We start from the raw sequence: 25,264 nt of genomic DNA on the forward strand, positions 1-25,264 counted from the left end.
TCGTGCGCCTGAAGCGAGCCGCGACCACCGAGCCCACCCCTGCCGGGGAGGTGTCGGGGCCGCCGGTCTGCGATCCTGAGGACGTGTCCGAGCCCGCCGTCACCCCCGAGGGCCCCGCGCCCGAGGCGGCGTGGGTGGCCCCGACGTGGGACCAGGTCGTCCGCGACCACTCCGCCCGCGTGTACCGGCTGGCCTACCGGCTCTCGGGCAACGCGCAGGACGCCGAGGACCTCACCCAGGAGACGTTCGTCCGGGTCTTCCGCTCGCTGGCCGACTTCTCGCCGGGCACCTTCGAGGGCTGGCTGCACCGCATCACCACGAACCTGTTCCTCGACATGGTGCGGCGCCGCCAGCGCATCCGCTTCGACGCCCTCCCCGAGGACACCGAGCGCCTGCCCGGCACCGCCCCGAGCCCCGAGCAGGTCTACGCCGACACCCACCTCGACCCGCAGGTCCAGGCCGCGCTCGACGCCTTGTCGCCGGAGTTCCGCGTCGCCGTCGTCCTCTGCGACATCGAGGGCCTCACCTACGAGGAGATCGCGGCGACCCTCGGCATCAAGCTCGGCACCGTCCGCAGCCGGATCCACCGCGGCCGCGTGCAGCTGCGCCAGGCCCTGGCGCACCTCGCGCCGCGCCGTCCCGTCGAGGCCGGAGGCGCCCCGGCATGAGCATCCCGGAGAGCCACCTGGCGCAGGAGGCGATCGCCGCCCTGGTCGACGGGGAGCTGCCCGCCGGCCCGGCCGGCCGCGCCGCCCGCCACCTCTCCGGGTGCATGCAGTGCCGGCTCGCCGTCCAGGCCCAGCGCGAGGCCAAGGAGGCGCTGCACGACTCGCGCGACGTCGCCGTCCCCGGTGACCTGATGTCGCGCCTGTGCGCCATCCCGTTCACCACCGACGTGCCCGGCCCGATCGGCGGCCTCGGGAACGTGGCCGCGGGCCCGACCGGGCTGACCGTCAGCGACAGCACCGGCGCGTGGTCGGTCGACCTGCAGCCGCAGCACCGGCCGCACCGTCCCGGTCACGCCCGCTGGCTCCGCCGCGGGGTCACCGGCACCATGATCGGCCTCGGGGTGGGGGTCACCGTCCTCGCCCTGAACCTGCCGGCGAGTGCCCCCGCGACCGAGCGCGGCACCTCCGTCGCCGACCGGCCCGGCGCCGGGCAGCACACCGAGGTCGTGCCGCCGGTCGTGCGCACCGTGACCGTCGGGAACAGCGCCACGGGCGGGACCCCCTGAGCACCTCCGACGAGCGCCCGTCCGGCGAGGAGGCCGTGTTCGCCCGCCCACCGGGCGAGACCGGGGCCTTCGCCGGCGCACCCGACCGGCTGGCGCCCCGCCCCGTCACCGCCCCGCAGCCGACGGCCGGGCAGGCCGCCGCGTTCGGTCGTCCCGACGACACCGCCGGCAGCTTCGCCGACGGCCGGCCCACGCCCCCGCCCCGCCCGGTGCCGCCGCCCCCCGCGGAGGCACTGCTGCGGGCGTTCGGCCCCAAGGGCACCGCGCAGCGCGGGTTGCAGGAGCCCCCGGGTGGCCGCCCGGGACGCCGCCGCACCGCGGCCGGACCGTGGTGGAAGCCCGACGCCCGCACCGATCCCTGGCGCGACCCCTACGCCCCCGCCGCCCTCAGCGCGCCGGCCGTCTACGACGAGGAGACCCAGCCGGGTCCGGTCGTCGTCGACCCGCAGGGCCGCAAGAAGCTGCGGGTGCGCGACCTGTCGGTCCGGTTGTCCGTCCTGGCCCTGCTCGCCGTCCTCTTCGTCGGGGCCGTCGGCGGCGGGGTCGGCTGGTTCCTCGCCAAGTCCGAGGACGAGACCCCGCTGCTCGCCCCCGGCACGCAGCTCTCCGAGGTGGACCCCGGCATCACCCGCGAGCCGGGGTCTGTCTCCACGATCGCCGAGAAGGTCCTGCCGTCCGTCGTCTCGATCGAGGTCCGGGTCGGGCAGGCCGGCGCCACCGGGTCCGGTGTCGTGGTGGACGCGGAGAACGGCTACATCGTCACCAACAACCACGTGGTCTCCGGCGCCGAGGGCGTCGAGGGCGCCGAGATCCGGGCGGTCTTCTCCGACGGCAGCGGCTCGGCGGCGCGCATCGTCGGGCGTGACCCCGCCAGCGACATCGCCGTCCTCAAGGTGGAGAAGCCGGGGCTGGTCGAGGCCGACCTGGGCAGCTCGGACGACGTCGTCGTCGGCGACCCGGTGGTCGCGATCGGCTCGCCCCTCGGACTGGCCGGCACGGTCACCAGCGGCATCGTCAGTGCGCTGGAGCGCCCCGTCCGGCTGGCCGGCGAGGGCAGCGACACCAACGCGGTCATCAGCGCGGTCCAGACCGACGCACCCATCAACCCGGGCAACTCCGGCGGCGCGCTGGTCGACGCCAGCGGGACGCTCGTCGGCATCAACACCGCCATCGCCTCGACGGGCGCCGGGGGCTCGATCGGTCTCGGGTTCGCCATCCCGGTCGACACCGTCCGCGACATCGCCGAGCAGCTGATCTCGACCGGGTCGGCGGTGCACTCCTCCCTCGGCGTGAACACGCGCTCGGTCACCGACGGCACCCGCGACGGCGCACTCGTGCTCAACGTGGAGCCCGACAGCGCGGCGGCGAAGGCGGGCATCCGCGAGGAGGACGTCGTCATCGCCGTCGAGGGCGAGCAGGTCGGCAGCTCGGAGGAGCTGGTCGTGGCCGTCGACGCCTTCGCCCCCGGCGAGACGATCACCGTCGAGGTCGTCCGCGGCGGCGGCTTCACGACGGTCGAGGCCACGCTCGACGAGGCCTGAGGCCGCCTACGCTGGGAGGGCCGCGGCGTGCGGCCCGGGAGACAGGAGCGGCGGTGTTCGACTCGATCGGCTGGGGCGAGATCATCGTCCTCGCGCTGGCCGCGCTGTTCATCTTCGGACCCGAGCGGCTGCCGCACCTGGCCAAGGACGCCGCCTCGGGTCTCAAGCGGGTGCGCGAGGCGGTGACGGGCATCCGCCAGCAGGTGAACGAGTCGCTCGGCGACGACCTGCCCGAGCTGCGCGACCTCGACCTGCGCAAGTACCACCCGAAGACGTTCCTGCGCGACCAGCTGCTCGGCGACGACGACCGGCCGACGGTGCACCGGGGGAGCGCCACCGCGGCCGGGGCGACCGCCGCCACCGTCGCCCGGCCCCGCGACCACGCCACCCCGCCGCCCTTCGACCCAGACGCGACCTAGCGCTCGGCGGCGTCCCGCTCCGCGGCCTTCTTCAGGCGCTCCAGGGTGCCGGTGATGCCCTCGAGGTTGCGCTCGGGGAACTTGGCCGCGCGCACGACCGCCGTCGTCAGCCCGTCCGCGCGCGACATGTCGAACGTCTCGGTCACCCGCGTGCCGCCGTCGGCGGTGGGGGCGAGCTCGTAGCGCCAGCGGTTGGCGGTGAAGTGCCGCCACGCGATCCGCCGGTCGGCCTCGAACTCGACGACCCGGTTGCGGATCAGGTACGGGACGCCGAACAGCTTCATCCGCACCGTGAAGGTCTGCCCCTTCGCGGTGATCCGGTCGGGCGCCTTGAGGACGTTGCCGACCGACCCCGAGCCGTCGATCCGCGAGTGCTGGCGCGGATCGGCCAGGATCGCGAACACCATGGCCGGCGGCGCGTCGACGTCGATGGTGCCGCTGACCTGCTCGGATCCGCTCATGAGCCGACCGTAGGGGACCGGCGGCCGCTCAGCGGCGGACGGGCGTCAGGCCCAGCGACATGCCCGAGAGCCCGCGCTGGCGGACGGCGAGACCGTCGGCGATCTTCTCCAGCGCCTGCGCCGCGGCCGACTCGGGCTCGGCGAGCACGATCGGCGCACCGGCGTCGCCGGCCTCCCGCAGGCGGGTGTCCAGCGGTATCTGGCCCAGCAGCGGGACGCGGGCACCCAGCGTGCGGGTCAGCGCGTCGGACACCGCCTCGCCGCCACCGGCGCCGAAGACCTCCATGCGGGAGCCGTCGGGCAGCTCCAGCCACGACATGTTCTCCACGACGCCGACCACCTGCTGGTGGGTCTGCGTGGCGATCGCGCCGGCGCGCTCGGCCACCTCGGCGGCGGCCAGCTGCGGCGTGGTCACCACGAGGATCTCGGCGTTGGGCACCAGCTGGGCCACCGAGATCGCGACGTCACCGGTGCCCGGGGGGAGGTCCATGAGCAGGACGTCGAGGTCGCCCCACCAGACGTCGGCGAGGAACTGCTGCAGCGCGCGGTGCAGCATCGGCCCGCGCCACACGACCGGGGTGTTGCCCGGGGTGAACATGCCGATCGAGATGACCTTCACGCCGTAGGCCTGCGGCGGCATGATCATGTTGTCGACCTGCGTCGGCTTGTCCTCGACGCCGAGCATGCGCGGCACCGAGTGGCCGTAGATGTCGGCGTCGACGACGCCCACCGACAGGCCGCGCTTGGCCAGTGCGGCGGCGAGGTTCACCGTGACGCTGGACTTGCCGACGCCGCCCTTGCCGGACGCCACCGCGTAGACGCGGGTGAGCGAGCCGGGCTGGGCGAACGGGATGACCGGCTCGGCGGCGTCGGAGCCGCGGACGGTCTTGCGCAGCTCGGCGCGCTGCTCGTCGCTCATCACGTCGAGGACCACCGACACCGACGTCACGCCGGGGACGGCGCCGACGGCCTGGGTGACCCGGTTGGTGATGGTCTCGCGCATGGGACAGCCGGCGACGGTCAGGTAGACCTCGACGCGGACGGAGCCGTCGGCGCCGATCTGCACGTCCTTGACCATGCCCAGCTCGGTGAGCGGGCGGTTGATCTCCGGGTCCTGGACGGTGGCCAGAGCGGCGGTGACGGCGTCGAGCGCCGGCGAGCCGGTCAGCGTGTCGGACATCGTTGCGTGTGTCTCCTTCGACGGGGGCCCCGGACGGCGGTCGGCGAGAGCGCGGCGACCTGCGCGATCGGGTCGTCTGCAACTGTACGGCGGACGTCCCCGCCCGCCGCCGCGGGCGGAGTGATCTGCTGCGCACCCGGCGGTCTGAGGTGCCTCAGACGCGGGGTGGCCCCGCCTAGGGCCTCCAGGGCGCCCAGCACTGCCCGGTCGCCCGATGCCGGGGAGTCCCCCTCAGGACGACGGTCGTCCCCATGACGACGACAGCCCTCCCCACCACCCTTCGCACCGACGACCTCCGCGCCCGCATCGACGACGCACTCGCCGTCGCGGCCCAGGACGACGCCACCGACCGCTGGTCCAGCGACACGACCGCGGGCCGCACCCTCCTGTCCCTGGCCGCGAGCGCTCGCAGCGCCGCCTCCGACCTCGGCGTCGACGGCGGGGCGCCGCTGACCGCCGGCCCCGGGGTCGTGGTCCTGCGCGAGCTGGCCGCGGCGGCGCACCTGCTGGACCAGGCCGCCGCCGAGGCCGCGCCGGCCCGGCAGCTGCTCGAGGTGGCGTGACACGAGCGCGCCGGCGGCTCGTTAGGGTCGCTGGACATGTCCGCCCCCACCCGATCCGCGGTGCTGCGCGACGCGGTCGGGCTGGGGCTGGCGGTCGGCCTCTACGGCGCCGCGTTCGGCGCCGCCGCGGATGCCGCCGGCCTCGACCTCTGGCAGGCGATGACCCTGTCGGCGCTGATGTTCACCGGCGCCTCGCAGTTCGCCCTGGTCGGGGTCCTCGGGGCGGGCGGTAGCGCACTGGCCGCCGTCGGCAGCGCGCTGCTGCTGGGCACCCGCAACACCGTCTACGGGGTCCGGCTCCTGCCGCTGCTGCGGCCGCGGGGGGCGCTCCGCCGGCTGGGTACCGCGCACTGGGTCATCGACGAGACGACCGCCCTGTCGATCGCGGCGCCCGACCGCCGGCTCGCACGGCTGGCGTTCGTGGCCGGTGGCGCCTCGATCTTCGTGATGTGGAACGTCACCACGGTCATCGGCGCGCTGGGCGCGGCGGCGTTGACCGGACCGGCGCTGGCGGCCCTCGACGCGGTGGTCCCCGCCGCGTTCCTCGCGCTGCTGTGGCCGCGGCTCCGGAAAGGGTTCCCGGAGCACCGCGTCCAGCAGCGGGTGGCGATCGGGGGAGCCGTGGTGGCACTCGCGCTCACGCCCTTCGTCCCGGCCGGCGTCCAGGTCATCGCGGCGGTCGTGGCGGTCGCCCTCGCCGGTGCGCCCCGGACGAAGGAGGCGGCGGCGTGAGCGGCACGGCGTTGTGGGCGGCGGTGATCGGCGGGTCGCTCGGCTGCTACCTGCTCAAGCTGGCCGGCCTGTCGGTGCCCGCCGCCTGGGTCGAGCAGCCGTGGGTCGCGCGCGTCGTCGACTTCGTGCCCGCCGCCCTGCTCGCCGCGCTGGTGGCGGTGCAGGCGTTCACCGACGGCCAGGAGCTCGTGGTGGACGGGCGCCTCGCCGGCCTCGCGGTGGCCGCCCTCGCGCTGGCGTTCCGCGCGCCGTTCATCGTCGTGCTCGTGCTCGCCGGGGCCGCCGGCGCGCTCGTGCACGTCCTCGCCGGCTGAACCGCCCCGGCGCTAGGGTGCCGGGCGTGACGACGTCCCGCACCTGGTGGTCCCGCCCGTAGCGGACCGTCGTCGACGACCCTGACCGCTGCTCCGCCGAGCCGGTCAGGACGTCCCGTCCTCCGCGGCCGGAGCCGACCCGAGGACACGATCCATGACCGAGGAATCCCTCGCCGCCGTCCGCGCGGCCATCGACAGCATCGACGGTGAGATCGTCGAGCGGCTCGCGCGACGCGAGCGGCTGGTCCTCCGGGCCGGTGCGTCGAAGAGCGACGCGGCCGCCGTCCGGGCACCCGGCCGCGTGGCAGCCGTCCTGTCGCGTGTCCGCGAGCTGGCGCGCGCGGCCGGGGCGGACCCGGAGCTCGTGGCCCGCGTGTACCGGACCATGATCGCCGCCTTCGTCGAGCGGGAGCTGGCCGCGGCCGGCTTCCCCGACCGTCCGCTGATCGGGCCGGCCGCGCGGGACGACGTGGGGGAGATCCTGACCCTCCAGCGCGCCGCCTACGTCACCGAGGCCCGGCTGTACGCCGACGCCGAGCTCCCCGCGCTGGTGCAGACCGAGGGAGAGCTGGCCGCCGAGCTGGCCGGGGGGATCGCCCTCACGGCCACGCGGGACCGCCGCATCGTCGGGGCGGTGCGCGGGCGGGTGGTGGACGGGACCCTGCACGTGGGCCGCCTCGTCGTGGCCCCGGACCAGCAGGGCAGGGGGACCGGCGCCGCCCTGGTGACGGCGATCGAAGCGGCGGCCGGGCCGGACGCGCGGCGGGCGACGCTGTTCACCGGGCAGCTGAGCACCGCCAACCTGCGGCTCTACGAGCGCCTCGGGTACCGCGAGGAGCGTCGCGAGCGGCTCTCGCCGCGGGTGGAGCTGGTGCACCTCGGCAAAGCGCTCCCGACGGTGGTTTAGAACAACCGCTCCTCCCGCTGCTCGAGGTCGAGGAGGAAGCGCTTGCGCTCCAGGCCGCCGCCGAAGCCGACCAGCGCGCCGTCGGACCCGACCACGCGGTGGCACGGCACGACCAGTGGCAACGGGTTGCGACCGCACGCGGTGCCGACCGCCTGGGCGAGGGTGCGGTCACCCAGCCCGCGAGCGATGTCGCCGTAGGAGCGGGTCTCGCCGTAGGGGATCTCCGCCAGCAGCTGCCACACGGCGAGCTGGAACGCGTTCCCGGACGCGCGCAGCGGCAGGTCGAAGGACGTCCGGGTCCCGGCGAAGTACTCGTCCAGCTGCTGGGCGAGCGCCGCGAACCGGGCGTCGTCCCGTCCCCCCAGGTCGGCCGACGACCCGGGGGGACGGAGGAACAACGTGACCAGCCGGCCGTCCTCCTCGACGGTCGTCAACGGACCGATCGGCGATCCGAGGACGCCGTGCACCCGCTCACCGCCCATGACCGCATCGTGCACCCGGGCACCGACAGGTCGCGGCGCGTCAGAGCGTCCAGCCGGCCGCGGGCGGGGGACGATCCCGGCCGATGACCGCCACCCTCACGTCCTCGCGGGACCTCCGGACGCCGGCCCTCCTCGCCCTGCTCGGGGCGCTCGCCGGTGCCGCCGCGAAGGCGGCCGACGAGTCCGGCTGGCGGTGGGCCGCGGACCTCGGCACCTTCCCCGCGGCCTGGGTGCTGGCGGTCGCGCTGATCGGCCGGCTGGCCCCCTCGCCGCCGGCCGCCGCGGTGCGCGCCGCCGTCTTCTTCGCCGCGATGACCGTCGCCTACTACGCCTGGGCGGCCTGGGTCCTGGGCTTCGGCTGGAACCGGCTGCTGCCGGTGTGGCTCGTGCTCTCGGCGACGGCCGTGGCGGTCACGGCGGCCGTCGCCTGGTGGGCGACCCGCCGTCCCGGCCCGCTGCCCGGGGCGGCGGTCGCGCTCGGCGCCGGCATCGTGCTGGCCGGCGGCCAGTTCCTGCCGCTGTGGCGACGGCTCACCGGCACCGCCGCCGAGGGAGAGCTGCTCTTCCACCCGGGGCAGGGCTGGGTCGACGCCGCCGTGGCGCTCGTGCTCGTGGCCGTCCTCCCGCGGCACGTGCCGACCCGCCTGTGGGGGCTGCTCCTGGTCGCCCCCATGACGGCGGTCGCCCTCCGGCTGTTCGACGCCTTCGGGGGGCTGATCACCTGACGGCGCGGCTCCGGCCCGGGGACCAGCGCGCCAGGTGCCACCCGGCCGCGTAGACGGTCACCGCCACGGCCACGGCCGTCCCCGCGTGCACGACGAAGATCCGGGACGCGTGCTGGACGACGGTCGCAGCGCTCCAGAGTGCCTGCTCGCGGAGCGAGTCCTGGACCTCCGGCAGCCGGGCGGCCGTGCTGACCGCACCCGAGAGCACCCCCGCCGCGAGCACGACCGACCGCACGGCGAACCGCGCCGGGGGCGGGAGGAGGGCACCGGGCGGCACGGGGCGGACGGCGGCGCGACGCCACCACCGCACCAGCCAGCCGAGCAGCACCGCGCCGCCGACCAGGCTGCCGGCGAGGTCCAGCCGCGACGACCACGACGAGCCGAACACCTCGCCCAGGCCGTCCCAGGCCAGGTGCGTCGCGGCGCCGACCACGGCGGACAGCACGATCCGGGCGAGGAGGCCGGCCCCGCGCCAGGTGAACGCCTCCACCGCCGGCCACACCCTGGCTGCGGCGGCCGGCGTCAGCAGGGCCGCGAGCGGCCGCTTCACCAGCAGGTGGAACGCCGCGAGCAGCACGAGCGCGATCAGCGGGTCGAGCCAGAGCAGCGAGGTGGCCGCATGGGTCAGCGTCAGGTTGTAGTCGCCGCCCAGCCACTGCAGGGAGACGTAGTACGGCACGTCCGGCGCCACGGAGCCGCACACCAGGGCGGACGGCACGAGCGGGCTCCGGGCCAGCGGCAGCACCGCCGCCGGGTGGGCGAGGGTGAACGGCACTAGGACGCCGCGCCGCCGCGGGCCTCGGCCTCCTCGCGCTCGCGCTTCTTGCGCTTCTTCTCGCGCTTCTCGGCGTCGTCGTCGTCCCCGGCGAGCCGGCTCAGCTCGCTGCGGATGAAGTCGCGGGTGGCGAGCTCGCCGACGGCGACGCGCAGCGAGGCCAGCTCGCGGGCCAGGTACTCGGTGTCCGCGCGCACCGAGGCGGCGCGGGCGCGGTCCTCCTCGGCCTGCACCCGGTCGCGGTCGGCCTGCCGGTTCTGCGCCAGCAGGATCAGCGGCGCGGCGTAGGCGGCCTGGGTGGAGAACGCCAGGTTCAGCAGGATGAACGGGTAGGGGTCCCAGCGCAGCGAGACGGCGAAGACGTTGAGCGCGATCCAGACGATCACGATGATCGTCTGGACGGCGAGGAACCGGCCGGTGCCGAGGAAGCGGGCGATGCTCTCGGCGAAGCGCCCGACGGCGTCCGGGTTGAGCCGCAGGAAGCTGCCGAGCCCGCGCGTCCGGCCTCGCGGGACGTCGAGCCGCGGGGTGTCAGCCACGACGGGCCCGCTCGCGCCAGTCGTCGGGCAGCAGGTGGTCCAGGACGTCGTCGACGCTGACCGCGCCGACCAGGTGGCCCTGGGCGTCGACCACCGGCGCGGCGACCAGGTTGTAGGTGGCGAAGTAGCGGGTGACCTCGGCCAGCGGCGCCTCGGGACGCAGCGGTTCCAGGTCGTCGAGCACCCCGCTCACCAGCGACGACGGGGGTTCGCGCAGCAGCCGCTGGATGTGCGCCAGGCCCAGGTAGCGGCCGGTCGGCGTCGCCGAGGGCGGGCGGCAGACGTACACCTGGCTGGCCAGCGACGGGGTGAGCTCCGGCTCCCGCACGCGGGCCAGGGCCTCGGCGATCGTCGCGTCCGGCGCCAGGATCACCGGCTCGCTGGTCATCATGCCGCCGGCGGTGTCCTCGGAGTACTTGAGCAGCTGGCGCACCGGCTCGGCCTCGTCGGGCTCCATGAGCTCGAGCAGCCGGTTGCGGTCGACGTTGGACAGCTCGGCGAGCAGGTCGGCGGCATCGTCGGGGTCCATGGCCTCGAGGACGTCGGCGGCGCGCTCCTGGTCGAGCGTGCCGAGGATCGTGACCTGGTCGGCCTCCGGCAGCTCGCCGAGGACGTCGGCCAGCCGGTCGTCGTCCAGCGCCTCGGCCACCTCCTGCCGCCGCTTCACCGGCAGGTCCTGCAGGGCGTGCGCGACGTCCGCGGCGTTGAGGTCGCGGTAGGTCGCGATCAGCGTCTCGGCGCCCTGACCGGCCTGGGGCAGGGCGAGCCCCTCCACCTCGTCCCAGGCCAGCTGGTGCAGCTGACCCCGGCGGCCGAGCCGCCCGGGCTCCTGGACGGCGAGGCGGGAGAGCACCCAGTCGCCGGTGCGGGTCTGCTCGATGCCGGCGTCGACGACGTGCGCGGGCCGGTCGGACTCGGCGATCCGCACCGACCGGTCGAGCAGCTCGCCGAGCACCAGCGTCTCGCCCGCGCGCTGCTCGAAGCGCTTGAGGTTGAGGGTTCCGCTGGCCAGCATCACCGCGCCCGGGTCGATCGCGGTCACCCGGCCCATCGGCACGAAGATCCGGCGGCGGGCCACCACCTCGACGACGACCCCGAGCACCCGCGGCGTGGCCGTGCCGACGCGCAGGGCGACGACGACGTCGCGCACCTTGCCGACGCGGTCGCCGTTGGGGTCGAAGACCGTCAGCCCGGCGAGCCGGGAGACGTACGCCCTGCTCGCGGAGGTCACGGGAGTGGAGGTTACCGTCGGGGCCGTGCCGCCCCGGGATGCGCTGGACTACGAGATCGTCGACGTGTTCGCACCGGGAGCGTTCGCCGGCAATCCGCTGGCCGTGGTGTTCGACGCCGACGGGCTCAGCACCGAGCAGTGCCAGGCGCTGGCCTTCGAGTTCCACCTCTCGGAGACCTCGTTCCTCTGCGCGCCCACCGAACCCGGGGCCGACTACCGGGTCCGCATCTTCACGCCGTTCGCCGAGCTGCCCTTCGCCGGTCACCCGAGCGTCGGCGCCGCGCACACGCTGGTCCGCACCGGTCGGCTGGGCGCGGGCACCCTCCGCCAGGAGTGCGGTGCCGGTGTCCTGGACGTCGAGGTCGACGGCGACGGCGCCCGGCTCTCCGGTGGGCGGCCGACCCTGGAGGACGGTCCCGCGGCCGCCGAGCTCGCCGCGGCCGTCGGCCTGAGCGCGGCCGACGCCATGGGCGGGCCCGCCGACGTCGCCGGCTGCGGCCTGCCCTTCGCCTACCTCTCGGTCGCCCCCGGGGCCGTCGACCGCGCCGTCCCCGACCAGGCCGCGCTCGACGCGCTCGGCGTGGGCGAGGGCGTCTCGGTGCTCTCCTGGGACGCCGCCACCTCCACCGCCTACGCCCGCGTCTTCGCCGGCGACCTCCGCTGGGGGGAGGACCCCGCGACCGGGTCGGCCGCGCTGGGCACCGGTGTGTGGCTGGTCGAGGCCGGGCTGCTGGCGGGGGAGGGCACGTCGTCCTACGTCGTCCGGCAGGGCGAGAAGCTCGGCCGGCCGTCGGTGCTCGAGTGCACCGTCACCGCCTCGGACGGCAAGGCCGTCGCCGCGACCGTCCGCGGCGCCGTCGTCCCGATCGCCTCCGGCCGGATCCGCGTGCCGTGACCAGCACCGCCTCCGCCGAGGCGTGGGCGCTGCACCGGCCCGGTCCCCGGGACGTCGGGCTGCTGTCCCTCGCCGTCGTGGGCGTCTCGCTCTCGGCGCCGCTCACCGCCATGGTGGCCGCGCCGATGCTCGCGCTCGCGTTCTGGCGCAACGCGGCGGGCGCCGCCGCGCTCGTGCCGGTGCTGCTCACCCGGGAGCGCGCCACGCTGACCGGGCTGCGGCCGCGCGACCTGGCCAGCTCCGTCGTCGCGGGGCTGTTCCTCGCGGCGCACTTCGCGTCGTGGCTGCCCAGCCTGTCCATGACGACGGTCGCGGCGTCGGTCGCGCTGGTCACCACCACCCCCATCTGGACGGCGCTGGTCGCCCGCATCTCCGGCGTCCGGCTGCCGGCCGCCGTCTGGTGGGGGCTGCTGCTGGCCTTCGGCGGCGTCGTCCTGATCGTCGGCGTGGACGTGACGGTCAGCCTGGAGGCGCTGGCCGGGGACGGGCTCGCCCTGCTGGGCGCGATCTGCGCCGGCGGGTACGTGCTGGCCGGTGCCCGGGCCCGGCAGCGGCTGGCGACCTCGGCCTACGCGGTCGTCTGCTACTCGGTCTGCGCGGTGGTCATCGCCGTCTCGGCGCTGCTGGTCGGCACCCCGCTCGCCGGCTTCGAGGCACGGGACTGGTGGCTCATCGCGGGCATCACGGTCTCGGCCCAGCTGTTCGGCCACACGCTGCTGAACCTGGTGCTCTCCTCGGTCGGGCCGACGGTGGTCAGCCTCGCCGTCCTGCTGGAGGTGCCGGGGGCGCTGGTCTTCGCGCTCGTCCTGCTCGGGCAGGTGCCCCCGTTGCTGGCGCTGCCGGGCGTCGCGCTCGTCGTCGCGGGGGTCGCGCTCGTCGTGCGGGCCAGCCGACCGCAGACCCTGGTGGAGCCGGGCACCTGAGGGCTTGATCACTCGGCGGGGCGGTTCCCGGGCGCCGTCGCTACTCTCCGGTAGCTGACAGCATCCCCACCGAAGCGGAGGCACCGTGGCCGAGCTCCGATCCCGTCGTTCCAACCTCGCCGTCCCCGGGAGCAACCCGCGCTTCCTGGAGAAGGCGAAGGGTCTCCCGGCCGACCAGGTCTTCCTCGACCTCGAGGACGCGTGCGCGCCGCTGGCCAAGCCCGGCGCCCGCAAGAACATCGTCGCGGCGCTGAACGAGGGCGGCTGGGGCGACAAGATCCGCACGGTCCGGGTGAACGACTGGACGACGGAGTGGACGTTCCAGGACGTGCTCGAGGTCGTCGGCGGCGCGGGCGCCGAGCTCGACTGCATCATGCTGCCGAAGGTCCAGGACGCCGCCCAGGTCAAGGCGCTGGACATGCTGCTGTCCCAGATCGAGAAGGCCAACGGCCTGGAGGTCGGCCGGATCGGCATCGAGGCGCAGATCGAGACGGCGCAGGGCCTGATCAACGTCAACGACATCGCCTTCGCGAGCGACCGCATCGAGACGATCATCTTCGGCCCCGCCGACTTCATGGCCAGCATCAACATGAAGTCGCTGGTGGTCGGCGCCCTGCACCCGGACTACCCGGGCGACCCGTTCCACTACATCCTCATGCAGATCCTCATGGCCGCCCGCGCCCGCGGCGTGCAGGCCATCGACGGGCCCTTCCTGCAGGTGCGCGACGTGCCGGCCTTCGAGGAGGTCGCCAAGCGCTCGGCGATGCTCGGCTTCGACGGCAAGTGGGTGCTGCACCCGGGCCAGATCGACGCCGCCAACGAGATCTACGCGCCGTCGCAGGAGGACTACGACCACGCCGAGCTGATCCTCGACGCCTACGACTGGGCGACGTCGGAGGCCGGTGGCAAGAAGGGCTCGGCGATGCTCGGCGACGAGATGATCGACGAGGCCAGCCGCAAGATGGCGCTGGTCATCGCCGGCAAGGGACGCGCCGCGGGCATGTCGCGGACGTCGTCCTTCACGCCGCCCGAGGACTGACCGCGACGACGGCCGCCCGGTGGATGCCGGGCGGCCGGTCGCCGATCAGGAGAAGCCGGTGCTGGTCAGCGTGGCGAACGCGACGATCCAGAGCACGATGAAGAACACGATGATCGCCGTCACGATGCCGCCGACGATGATCCCGGCGAGCGCCAGGCCGTCGCCGTCCTCACCGGTCTGACGGATCTGCTTGCGCGCGACGATGCCCAGGATCAGCCCGGCCGGGGCGAACACGAACGCCATCACCAGGGCGAGGATCGCCATGGTGTTGGTCGGCCGGCCGTAGACCGGGGGATAGCCGTACCCCTGCGGCGGGTAGCCGGGCGGCGGGTAGCCCGGCTGGCCGTACGGCTGCCCGTAGCCCGGTGGCGGCTGGCCGTAGCCCGGCGGCGGGCCGGCCGGAGGGGGCGGCGGCGGATCACCTCGGTAGAGGTTCTCGTCGTCGGTGCTCATGCGTCCTCCTGGCGGGCGAAGCCGGTCGGGGTACTCCACCACGCGGACGGGCGATGCGTGATCAGGCACACGGCGGGAGGCGGCCGCACGTGGCTCATACTCACCGGTAACTCGGACACCGCAGTCCCGAAGGAGCGCACGTGACCCGCTTGGCGCAGACCGCCGATCTGACCGACATCCAGCGCGAGATCCTGTCGACGGTCAGGAGCTTCGTCGACAAGGAGATCATCCCCCACGCGCAGGAGCTCGAGCACGGCGACGTCTACCCGCAGGAGATCGTCGACGGGCTCAAGGAGCTGGGGATCTTCGGGCTGATGATCCCCGAGGAGTACGGCGGCCTCGGTGAGTCGCTGCTGACCTACGCGCTGGTCGTGGAGGAGATCGCCCGCGGCTGGATGAGCGTCTCCGGCGTCATCAACACCCACTTCATCGTGGCCTACATGATCAAGCAGCACGGCACGCAGGAGCAGAAGGAGCACTACCTCCCGCGCATGGCCACCGGCGAGGTGCGCGGCGCCTTCTCGATGTCCGAGCCGGGGCTGGGCTCCGACGTCGCCGGCATCCGCACGAAGGCCACGAAGCAGGCCGACGGCGGCTACGTCATCGACGGCCAGAAGATGTGGCTGACCAACGGTGGCAGCTCCACCCTGGTCGCCGCGCTCGTGCGCACCGAGCTGGGTGCCGAGAAGGCCCACCAGAACCTGACGACGTTCCTCGTCGAGAAGCCGGCCGGCTTCGGCGAGGTGAAGCCCGGGCTCACCATCCCCGGGAAGATCGACAAGATGGGCTACAAGGGCGTCGACACCACCGAGCTGGTGTTCGACGGCTACCGGGCCGAGGCCGGCGACATCCTCGGCGGCGAGCCCGGTAAGGGCTTCTCGCAGATGATGGACGGCGTCGAGGTGGGCCGGGTCAACGTGGCCGCCCGCGCCTGCGGCATCTCGATCCGGGCGTTCGAGCTGGCCGTGGCCTACGCCCAGCAGCGGGAGACCTTCGGCAAGCCGATCGCCCAGCACCAGGCGATCGCCTTCCAGCTGGCCGAGATGGCCACCAAGGTCGAGGCCGCGCACCTGATGATGGTCAACGCCGCGCGCCTCAAGGACCGCGGCGAGCGCAACGACGTCGAGGCCGGGATGGCCAAGCTGATCGCCAGCGAGTACTGCGCCGAGGTGACCACGCAGTCCTTCCGCATCCACGGCGGCTACGGCTACTCGAAGGAGTACGAGATCGAGCGGCTCATGCGCGAGGCGCCGTTCCTGCTCATCGGCGAGGGCACCAGCGAGATCCAGAAGACGATCATCAGCCGCGGCCTGCTCAAGGAGTACAAGCTCCGCTGAGCCCCGGGACGAGATCTGCACACTCGCCCCCATCAGGCCGCTGATGGGGGCGAGTGTGCAGATCTCGGCAGGCGGTCAGCGGGCCGGGCGCCGCTCGTAGTTGCGGCGGGCCCACAGGTAGCCGACCAGCGCGATGCCGGCGCACCACGCCGTCGCCACCAGACCGCTGGAGCCGATCGCCGTCCCGGTGAGCAGCCCGCGCACCGTCTCGATCATCGGCGTGAACGGCTGGTTCTCCGCGAACCAGCGCAGCCCGGCCGGCATCGACTCCACCGGGACGAACCCGCTGCCGAAGAACGGCAGGAGCATGAGTGGCATCGGCACGTTGCTGGCCGCCTCGACCGTCTTGGTCGACAGCCCCATCGCCACCGACAGCCACGACAGCGCGAAGCTGATCATCACGAGCACGCCCACCGCGGCCAGCCACTCGACCGGTGTGGCGTCCGGCCGGAACCCGACGAGCAGGGCGACGGCGACCACCAGCGCCAGGCCGACCATCGTCTGGATGACCGCCCCGACGACGTGCCCGGTGAGCACCGCCGCGCGGGCGATCGACATGGTGCGGAACCGCGCGATGATGCCCTCGGTCATGTCCATGGCGATGCCGATCGCCGTGCCCTGCGCGCCACCGGTGATGGCGAGCACGAGGATGCCCGGGACGACGTACGCCACGTACTCCTCGCGGCCGCCGGACGGCAGGCCCAGCCCGGCGCCGAGGGTCCCGCCGAAGACGAACACGAACAGCAGCAGGAAGACGATCGGCATCGCGGCGACGATGACCGTGAGGCCGGGGTAGCGCAGGGCGCGCACCAGGTTGCGCCGCAGCATCGTCGCGGAGTCGTTGACGGTCAGGGCGAGAGCGGTCACGAGAGCACCTCGTCAGCGGTGGGCCGGCCGGTGAGGGCCAGGAAGACGTCGTCCAGGTCGGGGGTGTGCACGGTCAGCCCGGCGACGTCGACACCGGCGTCGTCGAGCCGGGTGAGCAGCGACTTCAGGGCGGCGACGCTGCCGTCGCCGGGGACCTCGAGGGCGAGGACCCCCTCGTCGGCCGGCCGGACACCGAGCACGTGCGCGGCGCGTTCCAGGGGCTCGGGGCCGGCGAAGTCCAGCCGGACGTGACCGCCCGGGACCAGCCGCTTGAGCTCCTCGGCGGTGCCCTCGGCGACCAGTCGCCCGCCGTCCAGGACGCCGATCCGGTCGGCCAGCTGGTCGGCCTCCTCCAGGTACTGCGTCGTGAGGAGGATGGTGACGCCGTCGGCCACGAGCCCGCGGACGACGTCCCACATGGCGCGGCGGCTGCGCGGGTCCAGGCCCGTGGTCGGCTCGTCGAGGAACACCACCCGGGGATCGGCCATGAGGCCCATCGCCAGGTCGAGCCGCCGGCGCATGCCGCCGGAGTACGTGGCCGGCACGGTGCCGGCGGCGTCGACCAGGTCGAACCGCTCCAGCAGCTCGGCCGCGCGGCGGCGCCCCTCCTGCCGGCCGAGGTGGTTCAGGTCGGCCATGAGCCGCAGGTTCTCCGCCCCGGTGAGCAGGTTGTCGACGGCGGAGAACTGGCCGGTGAGCGCGATGGCGGCGCGCACGGCGGCCGGCTCCCGGTGCAGGTCGTGCCCCGCGACGCTCACCTCGCCGCCGTCGGCGGGGGTGAGCGTGGACAGGATGTCGACGGTGGTGGTCTTGCCGGCCCCGTTGGGGCCGAGCAGGGCGAAGATCGTCCCCTCGGGCACGGTCAGGTCGAGGCCGTCGAGGACGACCTTCGGCCCGAAGGACTTCCGCAGCCCGCGGACGGTGATGGCGCCGGTCATGTGGCTTCCTCTCAGGCTCGGCGGACGGTGATGTCGCCGTAGGACGTGCGGGCGTGGATCTCGACGGTCTCGACGGCGCCGTCGGGGCCCTGGGCCTCGGTCAGCAGGTTGCGAAGCCGGCCGCCGCCCGAGTTGATGTCGAGCCAGGCCGCCGTCCCCTCCCGGACGCCGGCCTCGATGTCGCCGTAGGCGGTCTCGAGGACGAGGGACCCGCGGACCGCCTCGCCGACGCGCACCTCGCCGTACTTGGTGCTGCCGTGCGCCGAGCCGAGGGCCCGGTCGACCCTGATGTCGCCGTAGCCGGTCTCCAGCCGGGCCGGACCGCCGGTCTCGCCCACGCGGACGTCGCCGTAGGCGGTGTGCACCTCGGCCTCGCCGTCGACGGCGGACGCGGTGATGTCGCCGCTGGAGGTGCGGGCCCGCAGGCTGCCCGCCTGGTCCAGCCGGAGGTCGCCGTACTTGCTCTCCAGGTGGACGGCGCCGAGGCGGCCGGCGCAGGTGATCTCGCCGGCGGTGACGCGGACGTCGAGCGCTGAGCCCGAGGGGAGCGCGACGTCGACCTCGACCTCCGGGCCGGAGCCGAAGAACAGCAGCCGCGGGCGGCCGCCGGCACGGACGACGAGCTCGCCGGCGGTGAAGGCCACCAGGGTCTGCTCGGCGGCGGTCACGTCGGCCGAGCTGCGCGGGTTGCGCGGGGAGACGGTGACCACGGTGTCGGTCCGGTCGGTGGCGCGGACGCGGACGGTTCCGGCGACCACCTCGATGCGGGCCGAGACGGGCCCGGGTGTGTCGAACGTGGGCATGGCTGCGCCCTCCTCAGGGCAGGGGTGGGTGGCCCCGGGCCGGTCGGCCGGGGTCGGGAGGTGCGGGGGGGTGCTGGGCCGGGCGCGGTGCTAGCGCGCCCAGCCGGTGTACTGGGAGCCGCCGGACCACCGGGTGCGGCGGGAGTCGGACGACGGACGCGGAGCGGGCTCGAGGGCGCCGGACACGGCGCGGACCAGCCAGGTGTTGACCGAGACGCCGCCGCGGGCGGCTGCCTCGTCGACCCGCGTCTTGAGCTGCTCGGGAAGCCGCAGCGTGATGCGGACGGTCTCGCCCTCGTCGACGTCCGGAGCCGGTTCGGCGGCGGCCGCCGCCGGTGGCTCGGGCGCCTCGGGGGCGGGGGGCGGGGTGACGGCGAAGCCGATGTCGCTGCCCCGGAGCCGGACGTCGACGGCGCCGGGAGCGAGCTGGCCGGTGAGCTCCTCGGCCGCCTGGGACAGCGCGCTCAGCAGCGCCAGGCGGACCGAGGACTCCAGCGGGGCGGTGAGCCGCTCCGCCAGGGCGCGGGCCTCGTCGCCGCCGGCATCGGCCGCGGTGAGCAGGTCGCGGCGGAGCTGGTCAACGAAGGGGGTGAGGTCCATGACGTCACTGTGACACCATAATGACGTCACTGCAAGTGTCTTGATGGTGTCACTACGCCGTTCGTGTACTCACGGGGCATGCGTGCCGTGGGAGTGACCGAGTTCGGGGGCCCCGAGGCCCTGCGCATCGTGGACGTCGAACGCGAGCCCCTCGGACCGGGGCAGGTGCGGCTGCGCGTGCAGGCCGCCGCGGTGAGCCCGACCGACACCCACGCCCGCTCCGGGGCCTACGCCGATCGCGACCCGGTGAAGACGCCGCCGTGGGTCCCGGGGATGGACGTCGCGGGGGTGGTGACCGAGGTCGGCGAGGGCGTCGACCACCTCGCCGTCGGCGACCTCGCCATGGGGATCGTCGTGCCGTTCGGGCCGTACGGCGCCTACCGCGAGGACAAGGTGCTCTCCGGCAACTCGGTGGTGCGCGCGCCGGCGGGCAGCTCCGCGGTGCAGGCCTCCACGCTGCCGATGAACGGCCTCACCGCCCGGATGGCGCTGGACCGGATGGCGCTCGCACCCGGCCAGGTGCTCGCCGTGACCGGCGCGGCGGGTGCCTTCGGGGGGTACGTCGTCCAGCTGGCCAAGGCCGACGGGCTGACCGTCGTCGCCGACGCGTCCGAGTCGGACGAGGAGCTGGTGCGCGGCCTCGGGGCCGACGTCGTCGTCCGCCGGGGGGACGACGTCGCCGCGCGGATCCGGGAGCTCCACCCCGACGGCGTGGACGGGCTGGCCGACGGCGCGGTGCAGAGCGAGCTCGTGCTGCCCGCGGTCAAGGACGGCGGCGCCATGGCCACCGTCCGCGGCTACCGCGGGAACGGGGAGCGCGGCCTGCGGGTCCTGCCCAACCAGGTCGCCCGCGCCGCCGAGGACCGCGACGGCCTGGACCGGCTGCGCGGGCAGGTGGAGGACGGCGTCCTGACCCTCCGGGTCGCGCGCACCTTCCCCGCCGAGGAGGCCGCCGACGCCCACCGGCTGCTGGAGCGCGGTGGGGTGCGCGGCCGCATCGTCCTCACGTTCTGAGGTGCTTGGTCGCCTCCCGGCGGGACAGCGGGCTGAGCGGGTGGTCGGCGACGAACGCGGCCACCCAGCCCGGCGCGACCTTCGCGTGCTCGCGCAGCGCCCAGCCGATGGCCTTGCGGAGGAAGAAGTCGGGGTCGTCGGCGTTGGCCAGCACCGCGTCGGTGAGCAGGTCGGTGTCCGTGCGCTCCTTGCGGCCGAGCTGCGCGATGACGGCGCTGCGCCGCAGCCAGCGGTCGGGGGAGCGCGCCCAGCCGCGGATCACCGGCCCCATCGCCACCGGGTCGGCGTCGAGGAGCTCGGCGACCCGTGCCTGCGTCCCGTCGACCAGGTCCCACCAGGCGCCGGTGGTGATCATCTCCTCGAGCAGCGGGAGCAGCCGGAGGTCCCCGCGCGCGATCCGCAGCCCCGACACGGCCTGGGCGGCGTAGCGCTCCTCCCGGTACGCCGCTTCTCGCCAGAGCCGGCCGGCCACCTCGACCACCTCCGCGACCGAGCCGGGCGGGTGGTCGCCAGCGGCGGCGCGGGTCACCCGGCGGACCTCCGGGAGGCGGACGCCGAGGCAGGGCTCCGTCGTCTTCAGGTAGGCCTGCATCCCCGCCGCCCGCGCGGGATCGGCGAGCTCGCGCAGCGCGGCGCGCACCTCGGTGACCAGCGCGGCGAGGTCGGAGTCGGGCACGGCCGCGCAGTCTGCCGGATTCGACGCCGGTGCACGCTCCTGATTGGCTTGGCGCCCAGGCAGCGTCGCCCACCCCGGAGGCAGGACACATGGTGCATCGGCTCGTCGTCAGCTACGGGCAGCCGGCGGACCCCGCCGCGTTCGACAGCTACTACCGGGAGACCCACACCCCGCTGGCGCTGCAGCAGCCGGGGCTGGTCCGGCTGACGTTCGGGCACGCCACCTCGCTCGACCCCTCCCAGCCGGCGCCCTACCTCGTGGCGGAGCTCGACTTCGACTCCGAGGAGGCGATGGGGGCGTCGCTCGCGTCGCCCGAGGGGCGGGCCGCGGGCAAGGACCTCGCCAACTTCGCGACCGGCGGGGTGACCTTCACGCACTTCGAGGTCCAGACGGCGAGCGCCGGCCGGTGAACGGCGCCCAGGCACTCATCCGCACGCTCGTCGACGCGGGGGTCGACGTCTGCTTCGCCAACCCCGGCACCTCGGAGATGCACTTCGTCGCCGCGCTCGACGACGTCCCGGACATGCGGGCGGTGCTGACCCTGTTCGAAGGGGTCGCCACCGGCGCAGCCGACGGCTACGCGCGCATGGCCGGCCGTCCCGCCGCCACGCTCCTGCACCTCGGGCCGGGGATGGGCAACGGCCTGGCCAACCTGCACAACGCCCGGCGCGCCAGGACGCCGCTGGTCAACGTGGTCGGCGACCACGCGCGCTCGCACAAGCGGCTGGACGCGCCCCTGGAGTCCGACATCGACGCGGTGGCCGGCACGGTCTCCGGGTGGGTGCGGCGGTCGCTGGCCCCGGCCGACGTGGCCGCCGACGCCGCCGACGCGGTCGCCGCTGCCTCGGCGGGCACCACCGCCACGCTCGTCCTGCCGGCGGACGTCTCCTGGGAGGACGGCGCCGAGGTGGCGGCACCGGTCGCCGTCCGGCCCGCACCGCAGGTGGCGCCGGCCGTCGTGGAGGAGATCGCGGCGGTGCTCGCCTCGGGTGAGGCGGCGGTGCTGTTCCTCGGCGGCGACGCGATGTCCGAGGAGGGCCAGCTCGCCGCCGCCCAGGTCACCGCGGGTACGGGCGCCCGGCTGATGTCGGAGACCTTCCCGCCGCGGGCCGCCCGGGGCGCGGGGCTGCCCGACCTCACCCGGCTGCCCTACCCGCCGGAGATGGCCATCGCCGCGCTGGCGGGGACCAAGCACCTGGTGCTGGCCGGTGCGGAGTCGCCCGTGCACTTCTTCGCCTACCCCGGCGTCCCCGGGACGCCGGTCCCCGACGACTGCACGGTGCACGTGCTGAGCGCACCGGGGGAGGACGGCGTCGCGGCCCTGCGGGCCCTCGCCGATCGGGCCGCCCCGGACGCCGCGCCCGTGCTGCTCGAGGCCGAGCGACCCGAGCTGCCCACCGGCCCGCTGGACCCGCGGACCATGGCCGCGGTCATCGGCGCGCTCCTGCCCGAGCGCGCGATCGTCGTCGACGAGGCGCTCACCTCCGGCGTGGGCCTCAACGAGCTGACCTCCGGCTGCCCGCGCCACGACTGGCTCAACCTGACCGGCGGCGCCATCGGCGACGGGCTGCCCATGGCGCTCGGCGCGGCCGTCGCCTGCCCCGACCGGCCGGTCATCGGGATCCAGGCCGACGGCAGCGCGATGTACACGATCTCGGCGCTGTGGAGCTACGCCCGCGAGCAGCTCGACGTCACGACGATCGTCTGCGACAACGGCTCGTACGCGATCCTCGAGCACGAGCTGCAGAAGGTCGGGGCGCAGTCCGACGGGGAGCGGGCCCGCAAGCTGCTCGACCTCGGCGGACCGGCTCTGGACTTCGTCGCGCTGGCGACCGGCATGGGCGTGCCGGCGACCCGCGCCACCACGGCCGAGGAGCTGGCCGACCAGCTGCGGCGGGCCCTGGCGGAGCCGGGACCGCACCTGATCGACGCGGTGCTCCGCGGCTGAACGGTCACCGCGCGTGACGCCGCTGCGCAACGGCAGCACGCCGTGCACGGGCTCCTTGACCGGACGTGCCCGGGCTGCGGGGATGGCCGCATCGCGGGGGCCGAGCGAGGGGACGCGGCCATGGACCTGCCGATCATCTACGTGCGCGGATTCGCCGGTGGGACGTCGGGCATCGACAAGGCGGTGGACGACCCGTTCTACGGCTTCAACGAGGGGTCGGTGCACGTCCGGGTCGGCAAGGACAGCCAGCCGCACTTCTACCAGTTCGAGAGCCCGCTGCTGCGGCTGATCACCGAGCAGGGCTACGTCCTCCTGGTGCACGGCAACCAGGAGGTGTTCCTCCGCCAGCAGGAGGACGGGCAGGTGCCCACGAAGAGCATCTGGGTGCACAGGTTCTACGACGAGGCGGCCTCGACGTTCGCCCGCGACCCGCAGAAGTACGTCCTCGAGGAGGCCGCCAAGGATCTCTTCGACCTGGTCCGGTGCGTCCAGCGGAAGACCGGCGCGCCGCGGGTGCACCTGGTCGCGCACTCGATGGGCGGGCTGATCTGCCGCTCGATGGTGCAGCGGTTCATCCCCGAGGTGCTCCGGCACGAGGAGTGGGAGCGGGGCGGCCGGCAGGGGGCCGAACGTGACCTGCCCCTGGTGCGGGACGCGGCCGGGGACTACGTGCAGAGCCTGTTCACCTACGGCACGCCGCACGGCGGCATCGAGTTCTCGCTCGGTTTCGGCCTGTTCGAGAAGGTCCGCGACGCCCTCGACATCAACGGGGCGGAGATCTTCGGCCGCCGCCGGATGTGCGACTACCTCACGCCCCGGCAGGACCCCGACGTCGACGGCGACCCTCCGACGTGGTGGGAGCCGACGGAGATGCCGGAGGGCGGCTTCCCCCTCGACCGGGTCTTCTGCCTCGTGGGGACCAACCCGGAGGACTACGCCGTCGCGATGGGGCTCTCGTCGAAGGCCGTCGGAGCGCGCAGCGACGGGCTGGTGCAGATCGACAACGCGTACGTGAAGGGCGCGCACCGTGCGTTCGTGCACCGCAGCCACAGCGGGCGCTACGGGCTGGTCAACTCCGAGGAGGGGTTCCAGAACCTGCGCCGGTTCCTGTTCGGCGACCTGGAGATCACCGTGGAGCTGCACGGGATCCGGCTGCCCGGGACGCCGGACGACGGCACGGTCTGGCAGCTGGAGACGATGCTGTCGATCCGGGGGCTCCCGGTGCGGATGCACGAGCAGACCGCGGCCCACTACTGCCCCGTGCAGATCGAGCGCCGCCCTCTCGAGGACACCCCGGACACCCCGATCCCGCTGCTGACGACGTTCCTGTCCACCGGGGAGCCGCGCCCGCTGGAGGACGGCAAGAAGTGCGCCACGCTGCGGCACGCGCTCACGCTGCGCCTGATCTCGCTGCGGGAGGACGAGGGGATCTTCGACTTCGGCAACCACCTGGAGCAGACGGCCGACTTCGAGGAGACGCTCGTCGTCGACATCCAGCCGCCGGCGGCCGACGCGACGACGGTCGAGCAGTCCTCGCCCCGCGCCTGGGCCGCGTGGAAGAGCCAGCTCGACCAGCCGCTCCGCGAGTGGCAGCCGACCGATGCCTACCGGCGGACCGACGAGCGGGAGGACGAGCCCGGGGTCTGGCAGGGGTCCATCCCGCTGCCGGAGTCGTGCAGGGCGACGTTCGGCAGGGACGCGCGGGTGGTCCTGACCGTCCGCGGCCGGGCGGGGTTCCAGCGCCAGCGCCCGCCGGCGCAGGGTGACGTGGAGCTGACCGGAGGACCCCGCTGACCCGGAGGGATGCCATGGGGGACGACCTGGCGGCGCGTTCGACGCAGGCGGTCTACGAGGACCACCTGCGGCTGGCCGACGAGGGCGACATCGAGGGCGACCTGGCCCGCAACGTGGCCGAGGACGTCGTCGTCCTCACCGGACGCGGGATCTTCCGCGGGCACGAGGGCGTGCGGGAACTCGCGCGGCAGCTCATGTCGGAGATCCCGAGCGGGCGGTGGACCTACGTCACCGAGCTGTTCGAGGGCCCGATGGCCTTCCTCGAGTGGACCGTCGACGAGGGGCCGTTCCGCATCCGGGACGGCGCGGACTCCTACCTGGTGGAGCGCGGCAAGATCCGCATGCAGACCATCCACTACACCGTCGAGGACGACCGCGGCCGCGTGCTGATCCGGCCGGACGGGACGCGGACGACGCCTTCCTGAGTCGAGCGCCGTCCGCCCCGCTCAGTGCTTCTTGCCGTGGGTCAGGTTCTCCATCTGCGAACCGGAGTCGGCCTTGGCGGCCTTCTTGTCGTTCCGCTTCTCCTTGATGGACTTGCCGCTGGCCTTCTTCGTCATCGACTGTCGCGGGGACTTGTCACCCATGGTGTGCTCCCTCATCGGGAGCCTGGACGGCTCCGTGAGGCGACGCTACGCGTGGGCGGCCGTTTCCCGGCGTGTCCGGCGATCGAGGCGATCCGTGGTCAGCCCCGCTGCTTGCGCTCCGCGGTCAGCCGGGCCATCTGCGACTCGGTCATCTGCTCCTTCGCCTTGCGCTCCGCCCGCTTCTCCTTGATCGACTTCGCCGACTTCTGGGAGTGGTGCGAGTCGTGCGGTGACTTGTCGCCCATGGCGACCTCCGTCGAGGAGAGGACCGGCTCGATGGCAGCACC

The 25,264-nt window shown here is 74.3% G+C and carries 32 protein-coding genes; 18 read left to right on the forward strand and 14 right to left on the reverse strand.

What is annotated here, in order from left to right:
- The first annotated feature begins 83 nt into the window (after positions 1 to 83).
- Genes sigE through DCS98_RS03840 form a run of 4 tightly spaced genes read left to right on the forward strand, consistent with a single transcriptional unit; the run spans position 84 to position 3,194 of the window.
- The gene (sigE, locus tag DCS98_RS03825) at positions 84 to 668 is read left to right on the forward strand and encodes an RNA polymerase sigma factor SigE (RefSeq protein WP_116449950.1); all 585 of its coding nucleotides are present in this window, start codon (positions 84 to 86) and stop codon (positions 666 to 668) included.
- On the forward strand, positions 665 to 1,234 hold the full coding sequence (locus DCS98_RS03830) for an anti-sigma factor family protein (protein WP_116449951.1): 570 nt from the start codon (positions 665 to 667) through the stop codon (positions 1,232 to 1,234). Before sigE ends, DCS98_RS03830 begins: the two co-directional genes overlap by 4 nt.
- A 35-nt stretch (positions 1,235 to 1,269) precedes the next feature.
- The gene (locus tag DCS98_RS03835) at positions 1,270 to 2,775 is read left to right on the forward strand and encodes a S1C family serine protease (protein WP_241037126.1); all 1,506 of its coding nucleotides are present in this window, start codon (positions 1,270 to 1,272) and stop codon (positions 2,773 to 2,775) included.
- A gap of 53 nt (positions 2,776 to 2,828) precedes the next feature.
- Positions 2,829 to 3,194, forward strand: coding sequence for a twin-arginine translocase TatA/TatE family subunit (locus DCS98_RS03840; RefSeq protein WP_116449952.1), 366 nt, complete (start codon positions 2,829 to 2,831; stop codon positions 3,192 to 3,194).
- On the opposite strand, the gene DCS98_RS03845 is transcribed toward DCS98_RS03840, so the two are convergent.
- Both DCS98_RS03845 and DCS98_RS03850 read right to left on the reverse strand, forming a co-directional pair.
- Positions 3,191 to 3,655, reverse strand: coding sequence for an SRPBCC family protein (locus DCS98_RS03845; RefSeq protein ID WP_116449953.1), 465 nt, complete (start codon positions 3,653 to 3,655; stop codon positions 3,191 to 3,193). The two genes, DCS98_RS03840 and DCS98_RS03845, sit on opposite strands and share 4 nt — an antisense overlap.
- 28 nt (positions 3,656 to 3,683) lie before the next feature.
- The gene (locus DCS98_RS03850) at positions 3,684 to 4,835 is read right to left on the reverse strand and encodes an Mrp/NBP35 family ATP-binding protein (protein ID WP_116449954.1); all 1,152 of its coding nucleotides are present in this window, start codon (positions 4,833 to 4,835) and stop codon (positions 3,684 to 3,686) included.
- 251 nt (positions 4,836 to 5,086) lie between these two features.
- On the opposite strand from DCS98_RS03850, the gene DCS98_RS03855 reads away from it, so the two are divergent.
- The 4 genes from DCS98_RS03855 (at position 5,087) to DCS98_RS03870 (ending at position 7,351) form a co-directional block, all read left to right on the forward strand.
- Positions 5,087 to 5,398 carry a hypothetical protein gene (locus DCS98_RS03855; protein WP_116449955.1) on the forward strand — a complete coding sequence of 104 codons (312 nt, stop codon included), beginning with the start codon at positions 5,087 to 5,089 and terminating at the stop codon, positions 5,396 to 5,398.
- Positions 5,399 to 5,434: 36 nt separating this feature from the next.
- On the forward strand, positions 5,435 to 6,130 hold the full coding sequence (locus DCS98_RS03860; protein WP_116449956.1) for an AzlC family ABC transporter permease: 696 nt from the start codon (positions 5,435 to 5,437) through the stop codon (positions 6,128 to 6,130).
- Positions 6,127 to 6,444, forward strand: a complete 318-nt coding sequence (locus DCS98_RS03865) for an AzlD domain-containing protein (protein WP_116449957.1) — start codon at positions 6,127 to 6,129, stop codon at positions 6,442 to 6,444. Before DCS98_RS03860 ends, DCS98_RS03865 begins: the two co-directional genes overlap by 4 nt.
- Positions 6,445 to 6,598: 154 nt before the next feature.
- Positions 6,599 to 7,351, forward strand: coding sequence for a GNAT family N-acetyltransferase (locus DCS98_RS03870; RefSeq protein ID WP_116449958.1), 753 nt, complete (start codon positions 6,599 to 6,601; stop codon positions 7,349 to 7,351).
- Here DCS98_RS03870 and DCS98_RS03875 read toward each other — a convergent pair.
- Positions 7,348 to 7,833 carry a methylated-DNA--[protein]-cysteine S-methyltransferase gene (locus DCS98_RS03875; RefSeq protein WP_116449959.1) on the reverse strand — a complete coding sequence of 162 codons (486 nt, stop codon included), beginning with the start codon at positions 7,831 to 7,833 and terminating at the stop codon, positions 7,348 to 7,350. The genes DCS98_RS03870 and DCS98_RS03875 overlap by 4 nt on opposite strands.
- An 83-nt stretch (positions 7,834 to 7,916) precedes the next feature.
- On the opposite strand from DCS98_RS03875, the gene DCS98_RS03880 reads away from it, so the two are divergent.
- On the forward strand, positions 7,917 to 8,558 hold the full coding sequence (locus DCS98_RS03880) for a DUF6518 family protein (RefSeq protein WP_116449960.1): 642 nt from the start codon (positions 7,917 to 7,919) through the stop codon (positions 8,556 to 8,558).
- Here the strand turns inward: DCS98_RS03880 and DCS98_RS03885 are convergent.
- From DCS98_RS03885 to DCS98_RS03895, 3 genes are read right to left on the reverse strand one after another with little or no spacing between them, the layout of a single operon-like run.
- The gene (locus tag DCS98_RS03885; protein ID WP_116449961.1) at positions 8,551 to 9,333 is read right to left on the reverse strand and encodes a DUF4184 family protein; all 783 of its coding nucleotides are present in this window, start codon (positions 9,331 to 9,333) and stop codon (positions 8,551 to 8,553) included. The genes DCS98_RS03880 and DCS98_RS03885 overlap by 8 nt on opposite strands.
- On the reverse strand, positions 9,333 to 9,872 hold the full coding sequence (locus DCS98_RS03890; RefSeq protein WP_116449962.1) for a DUF1003 domain-containing protein: 540 nt from the start codon (positions 9,870 to 9,872) through the stop codon (positions 9,333 to 9,335). Before DCS98_RS03890 ends, DCS98_RS03885 begins: the two co-directional genes overlap by 1 nt.
- Positions 9,865 to 11,103: a magnesium transporter MgtE N-terminal domain-containing protein gene (locus DCS98_RS03895; RefSeq protein ID WP_116449963.1), complete on the reverse strand. Its 1,239-nt coding sequence runs from the start codon at positions 11,101 to 11,103 to the stop codon at positions 9,865 to 9,867. Before DCS98_RS03895 ends, DCS98_RS03890 begins: the two co-directional genes overlap by 8 nt.
- A gap of 25 nt (positions 11,104 to 11,128) precedes the next feature.
- Between DCS98_RS03895 and DCS98_RS03900 the strand changes: the two genes are divergently transcribed.
- The 3 genes from DCS98_RS03900 (at position 11,129) to DCS98_RS03910 (ending at position 13,960) form a co-directional block, all read left to right on the forward strand.
- Positions 11,129 to 11,998: a PhzF family phenazine biosynthesis protein gene (locus tag DCS98_RS03900; protein WP_206340075.1), complete on the forward strand. Its 870-nt coding sequence runs from the start codon at positions 11,129 to 11,131 to the stop codon at positions 11,996 to 11,998.
- Positions 11,995 to 12,921 carry a DMT family transporter gene (locus DCS98_RS03905; protein ID WP_241037128.1) on the forward strand — a complete coding sequence of 309 codons (927 nt, stop codon included), beginning with the start codon at positions 11,995 to 11,997 and terminating at the stop codon, positions 12,919 to 12,921. The genes DCS98_RS03900 and DCS98_RS03905 overlap by 4 nt, the downstream gene beginning before the upstream one ends.
- Before the next feature lie 85 nt (positions 12,922 to 13,006).
- Positions 13,007 to 13,960: an HpcH/HpaI aldolase/citrate lyase family protein gene (locus DCS98_RS03910; protein WP_116449964.1), complete on the forward strand. Its 954-nt coding sequence runs from the start codon at positions 13,007 to 13,009 to the stop codon at positions 13,958 to 13,960.
- Between the two features lie 45 nt (positions 13,961 to 14,005).
- On the opposite strand, the gene DCS98_RS03915 is transcribed toward DCS98_RS03910, so the two are convergent.
- Positions 14,006 to 14,413, reverse strand: a complete 408-nt coding sequence (locus DCS98_RS03915; RefSeq protein ID WP_116449965.1) for a DUF4190 domain-containing protein — start codon at positions 14,411 to 14,413, stop codon at positions 14,006 to 14,008.
- A 140-nt stretch (positions 14,414 to 14,553) separates the two neighbouring features.
- On the opposite strand from DCS98_RS03915, the gene DCS98_RS03920 reads away from it, so the two are divergent.
- Positions 14,554 to 15,750 (forward strand): acyl-CoA dehydrogenase family protein, encoded by a 1,197-nt coding sequence (locus tag DCS98_RS03920; protein ID WP_116449966.1) that lies wholly within the window; start codon positions 14,554 to 14,556, stop codon positions 15,748 to 15,750.
- A gap of 75 nt (positions 15,751 to 15,825) precedes the next feature.
- Here the strand turns inward: DCS98_RS03920 and DCS98_RS03925 are convergent, their stop codons facing one another.
- The 4 genes from DCS98_RS03925 to DCS98_RS03940 all read right to left on the reverse strand — a co-directional run bounded on the left by DCS98_RS03925 (position 15,826) and on the right by DCS98_RS03940 (position 18,958).
- The gene (locus tag DCS98_RS03925) at positions 15,826 to 16,617 is read right to left on the reverse strand and encodes an ABC transporter permease (protein WP_241037130.1); all 792 of its coding nucleotides are present in this window, start codon (positions 16,615 to 16,617) and stop codon (positions 15,826 to 15,828) included.
- On the reverse strand, positions 16,614 to 17,555 hold the full coding sequence (locus DCS98_RS03930) for an ATP-binding cassette domain-containing protein (protein ID WP_116449967.1): 942 nt from the start codon (positions 17,553 to 17,555) through the stop codon (positions 16,614 to 16,616). The genes DCS98_RS03925 and DCS98_RS03930 overlap by 4 nt, the downstream gene beginning before the upstream one ends.
- Positions 17,556 to 17,566: 11 nt before the next feature.
- A complete protein-coding gene (locus DCS98_RS03935) occupies positions 17,567 to 18,358 on the reverse strand; it encodes a DUF4097 family beta strand repeat-containing protein (protein WP_116449968.1) in 792 nt (263 codons plus the stop codon).
- A 90-nt stretch (positions 18,359 to 18,448) separates the two neighbouring features.
- Positions 18,449 to 18,958, reverse strand: coding sequence for a toxin-antitoxin system HicB family antitoxin (locus tag DCS98_RS03940; protein WP_116449969.1), 510 nt, complete (start codon positions 18,956 to 18,958; stop codon positions 18,449 to 18,451).
- A 78-nt stretch (positions 18,959 to 19,036) separates the two neighbouring features.
- Between DCS98_RS03940 and DCS98_RS03945 the strand changes: the two genes are divergently transcribed.
- A complete protein-coding gene (locus tag DCS98_RS03945; RefSeq protein ID WP_116449970.1) occupies positions 19,037 to 19,972 on the forward strand; it encodes a quinone oxidoreductase family protein in 936 nt (311 codons plus the stop codon).
- Here DCS98_RS03945 and DCS98_RS03950 read toward each other — a convergent pair.
- Positions 19,962 to 20,648, reverse strand: coding sequence for a DNA alkylation repair protein (locus DCS98_RS03950; RefSeq protein WP_116449971.1), 687 nt, complete (start codon positions 20,646 to 20,648; stop codon positions 19,962 to 19,964). The genes DCS98_RS03945 and DCS98_RS03950 overlap by 11 nt on opposite strands.
- Positions 20,649 to 20,737: 89 nt before the next feature.
- Here DCS98_RS03950 and DCS98_RS03955 point away from each other — a divergent pair, with 89 nt between their 5' ends.
- From DCS98_RS03955 to DCS98_RS03970, 4 genes are all read left to right on the forward strand, one after another.
- Positions 20,738 to 21,058: an EthD family reductase gene (locus DCS98_RS03955; RefSeq protein ID WP_116449972.1), complete on the forward strand. Its 321-nt coding sequence runs from the start codon at positions 20,738 to 20,740 to the stop codon at positions 21,056 to 21,058.
- Positions 21,055 to 22,596, forward strand: a complete 1,542-nt coding sequence (locus DCS98_RS03960; RefSeq protein WP_116449973.1) for an acetolactate synthase large subunit — start codon at positions 21,055 to 21,057, stop codon at positions 22,594 to 22,596. Before DCS98_RS03955 ends, DCS98_RS03960 begins: the two co-directional genes overlap by 4 nt.
- Positions 22,597 to 22,716: 120 nt before the next feature.
- Positions 22,717 to 24,390, forward strand: coding sequence for an alpha/beta hydrolase (locus DCS98_RS03965; protein WP_116449974.1), 1,674 nt, complete (start codon positions 22,717 to 22,719; stop codon positions 24,388 to 24,390).
- A gap of 14 nt (positions 24,391 to 24,404) precedes the next feature.
- Positions 24,405 to 24,815, forward strand: coding sequence for a nuclear transport factor 2 family protein (locus DCS98_RS03970; protein ID WP_116449975.1), 411 nt, complete (start codon positions 24,405 to 24,407; stop codon positions 24,813 to 24,815).
- A 21-nt stretch (positions 24,816 to 24,836) separates the two neighbouring features.
- On the opposite strand, the gene DCS98_RS22830 is transcribed toward DCS98_RS03970, so the two are convergent.
- Positions 24,837 to 24,977 carry a hypothetical protein gene (locus DCS98_RS22830; RefSeq protein ID WP_164704352.1) on the reverse strand — a complete coding sequence of 47 codons (141 nt, stop codon included), beginning with the start codon at positions 24,975 to 24,977 and terminating at the stop codon, positions 24,837 to 24,839.
- A 98-nt stretch (positions 24,978 to 25,075) separates the two neighbouring features.
- Complete coding sequence (locus DCS98_RS22835; protein ID WP_164704353.1) at positions 25,076 to 25,222, reverse strand: hypothetical protein; 147 nt, start codon at positions 25,220 to 25,222, stop codon at positions 25,076 to 25,078.
- Between the last annotated feature and the right edge of the window lie 42 nt (positions 25,223 to 25,264).

This window comes from Blastococcus litoris (assembly GCF_003075095.1).
In the GTDB taxonomy this organism is placed as follows: domain Bacteria; phylum Actinomycetota; class Actinomycetes; order Mycobacteriales; family Geodermatophilaceae; genus Blastococcus_B; species Blastococcus_B litoris.

Excerpts from the sequence above, each read along its gene's own strand:
- DCS98_RS03915 (WP_116449965.1), bottom strand. The coding sequence starts at position 14,413 with ATGAGCACCGACGACGAGAACCTCTACCGAGGTGATCCGCCGCCGCCC.
- DCS98_RS03855 (WP_116449955.1), top strand. The coding sequence starts at position 5,087 with ATGACGACGACAGCCCTCCCCACCACCCTTCGCACCGACGACCTCCGC.
- DCS98_RS03845 (WP_116449953.1), bottom strand. The coding sequence starts at position 3,655 with ATGAGCGGATCCGAGCAGGTCAGCGGCACCATCGACGTCGACGCGCCG.
- DCS98_RS03860 (WP_116449956.1), top strand. The coding sequence starts at position 5,435 with ATGTCCGCCCCCACCCGATCCGCGGTGCTGCGCGACGCGGTCGGGCTG.
- DCS98_RS03940 (WP_116449969.1), bottom strand. The coding sequence starts at position 18,958 with ATGGACCTCACCCCCTTCGTTGACCAGCTCCGCCGCGACCTGCTCACC.
- DCS98_RS03930 (WP_116449967.1), bottom strand. The coding sequence starts at position 17,555 with ATGACCGGCGCCATCACCGTCCGCGGGCTGCGGAAGTCCTTCGGGCCG.
- DCS98_RS03945 (WP_116449970.1), top strand. The coding sequence starts at position 19,037 with ATGCGTGCCGTGGGAGTGACCGAGTTCGGGGGCCCCGAGGCCCTGCGC.
- DCS98_RS03880 (WP_116449960.1), top strand. The coding sequence starts at position 7,917 with ATGACCGCCACCCTCACGTCCTCGCGGGACCTCCGGACGCCGGCCCTC.
- DCS98_RS03875 (WP_116449959.1), bottom strand. The coding sequence starts at position 7,833 with ATGGGCGGTGAGCGGGTGCACGGCGTCCTCGGATCGCCGATCGGTCCG.
- DCS98_RS03870 (WP_116449958.1), top strand. The coding sequence starts at position 6,599 with ATGACCGAGGAATCCCTCGCCGCCGTCCGCGCGGCCATCGACAGCATC.
- DCS98_RS03955 (WP_116449972.1), top strand. The coding sequence starts at position 20,738 with ATGGTGCATCGGCTCGTCGTCAGCTACGGGCAGCCGGCGGACCCCGCC.
- DCS98_RS03935 (WP_116449968.1), bottom strand. The coding sequence starts at position 18,358 with ATGCCCACGTTCGACACACCCGGGCCCGTCTCGGCCCGCATCGAGGTG.
- DCS98_RS03965 (WP_116449974.1), top strand. The coding sequence starts at position 22,717 with ATGGACCTGCCGATCATCTACGTGCGCGGATTCGCCGGTGGGACGTCG.
- DCS98_RS03850 (WP_116449954.1), bottom strand. The coding sequence starts at position 4,835 with ATGTCCGACACGCTGACCGGCTCGCCGGCGCTCGACGCCGTCACCGCC.
- DCS98_RS03970 (WP_116449975.1), top strand. The coding sequence starts at position 24,405 with ATGGGGGACGACCTGGCGGCGCGTTCGACGCAGGCGGTCTACGAGGAC.
- DCS98_RS22835 (WP_164704353.1), bottom strand. The coding sequence starts at position 25,222 with ATGGGCGACAAGTCACCGCACGACTCGCACCACTCCCAGAAGTCGGCG.
- DCS98_RS03830 (WP_116449951.1), top strand. The coding sequence starts at position 665 with ATGAGCATCCCGGAGAGCCACCTGGCGCAGGAGGCGATCGCCGCCCTG.
- DCS98_RS22830 (WP_164704352.1), bottom strand. The coding sequence starts at position 24,977 with ATGGGTGACAAGTCCCCGCGACAGTCGATGACGAAGAAGGCCAGCGGC.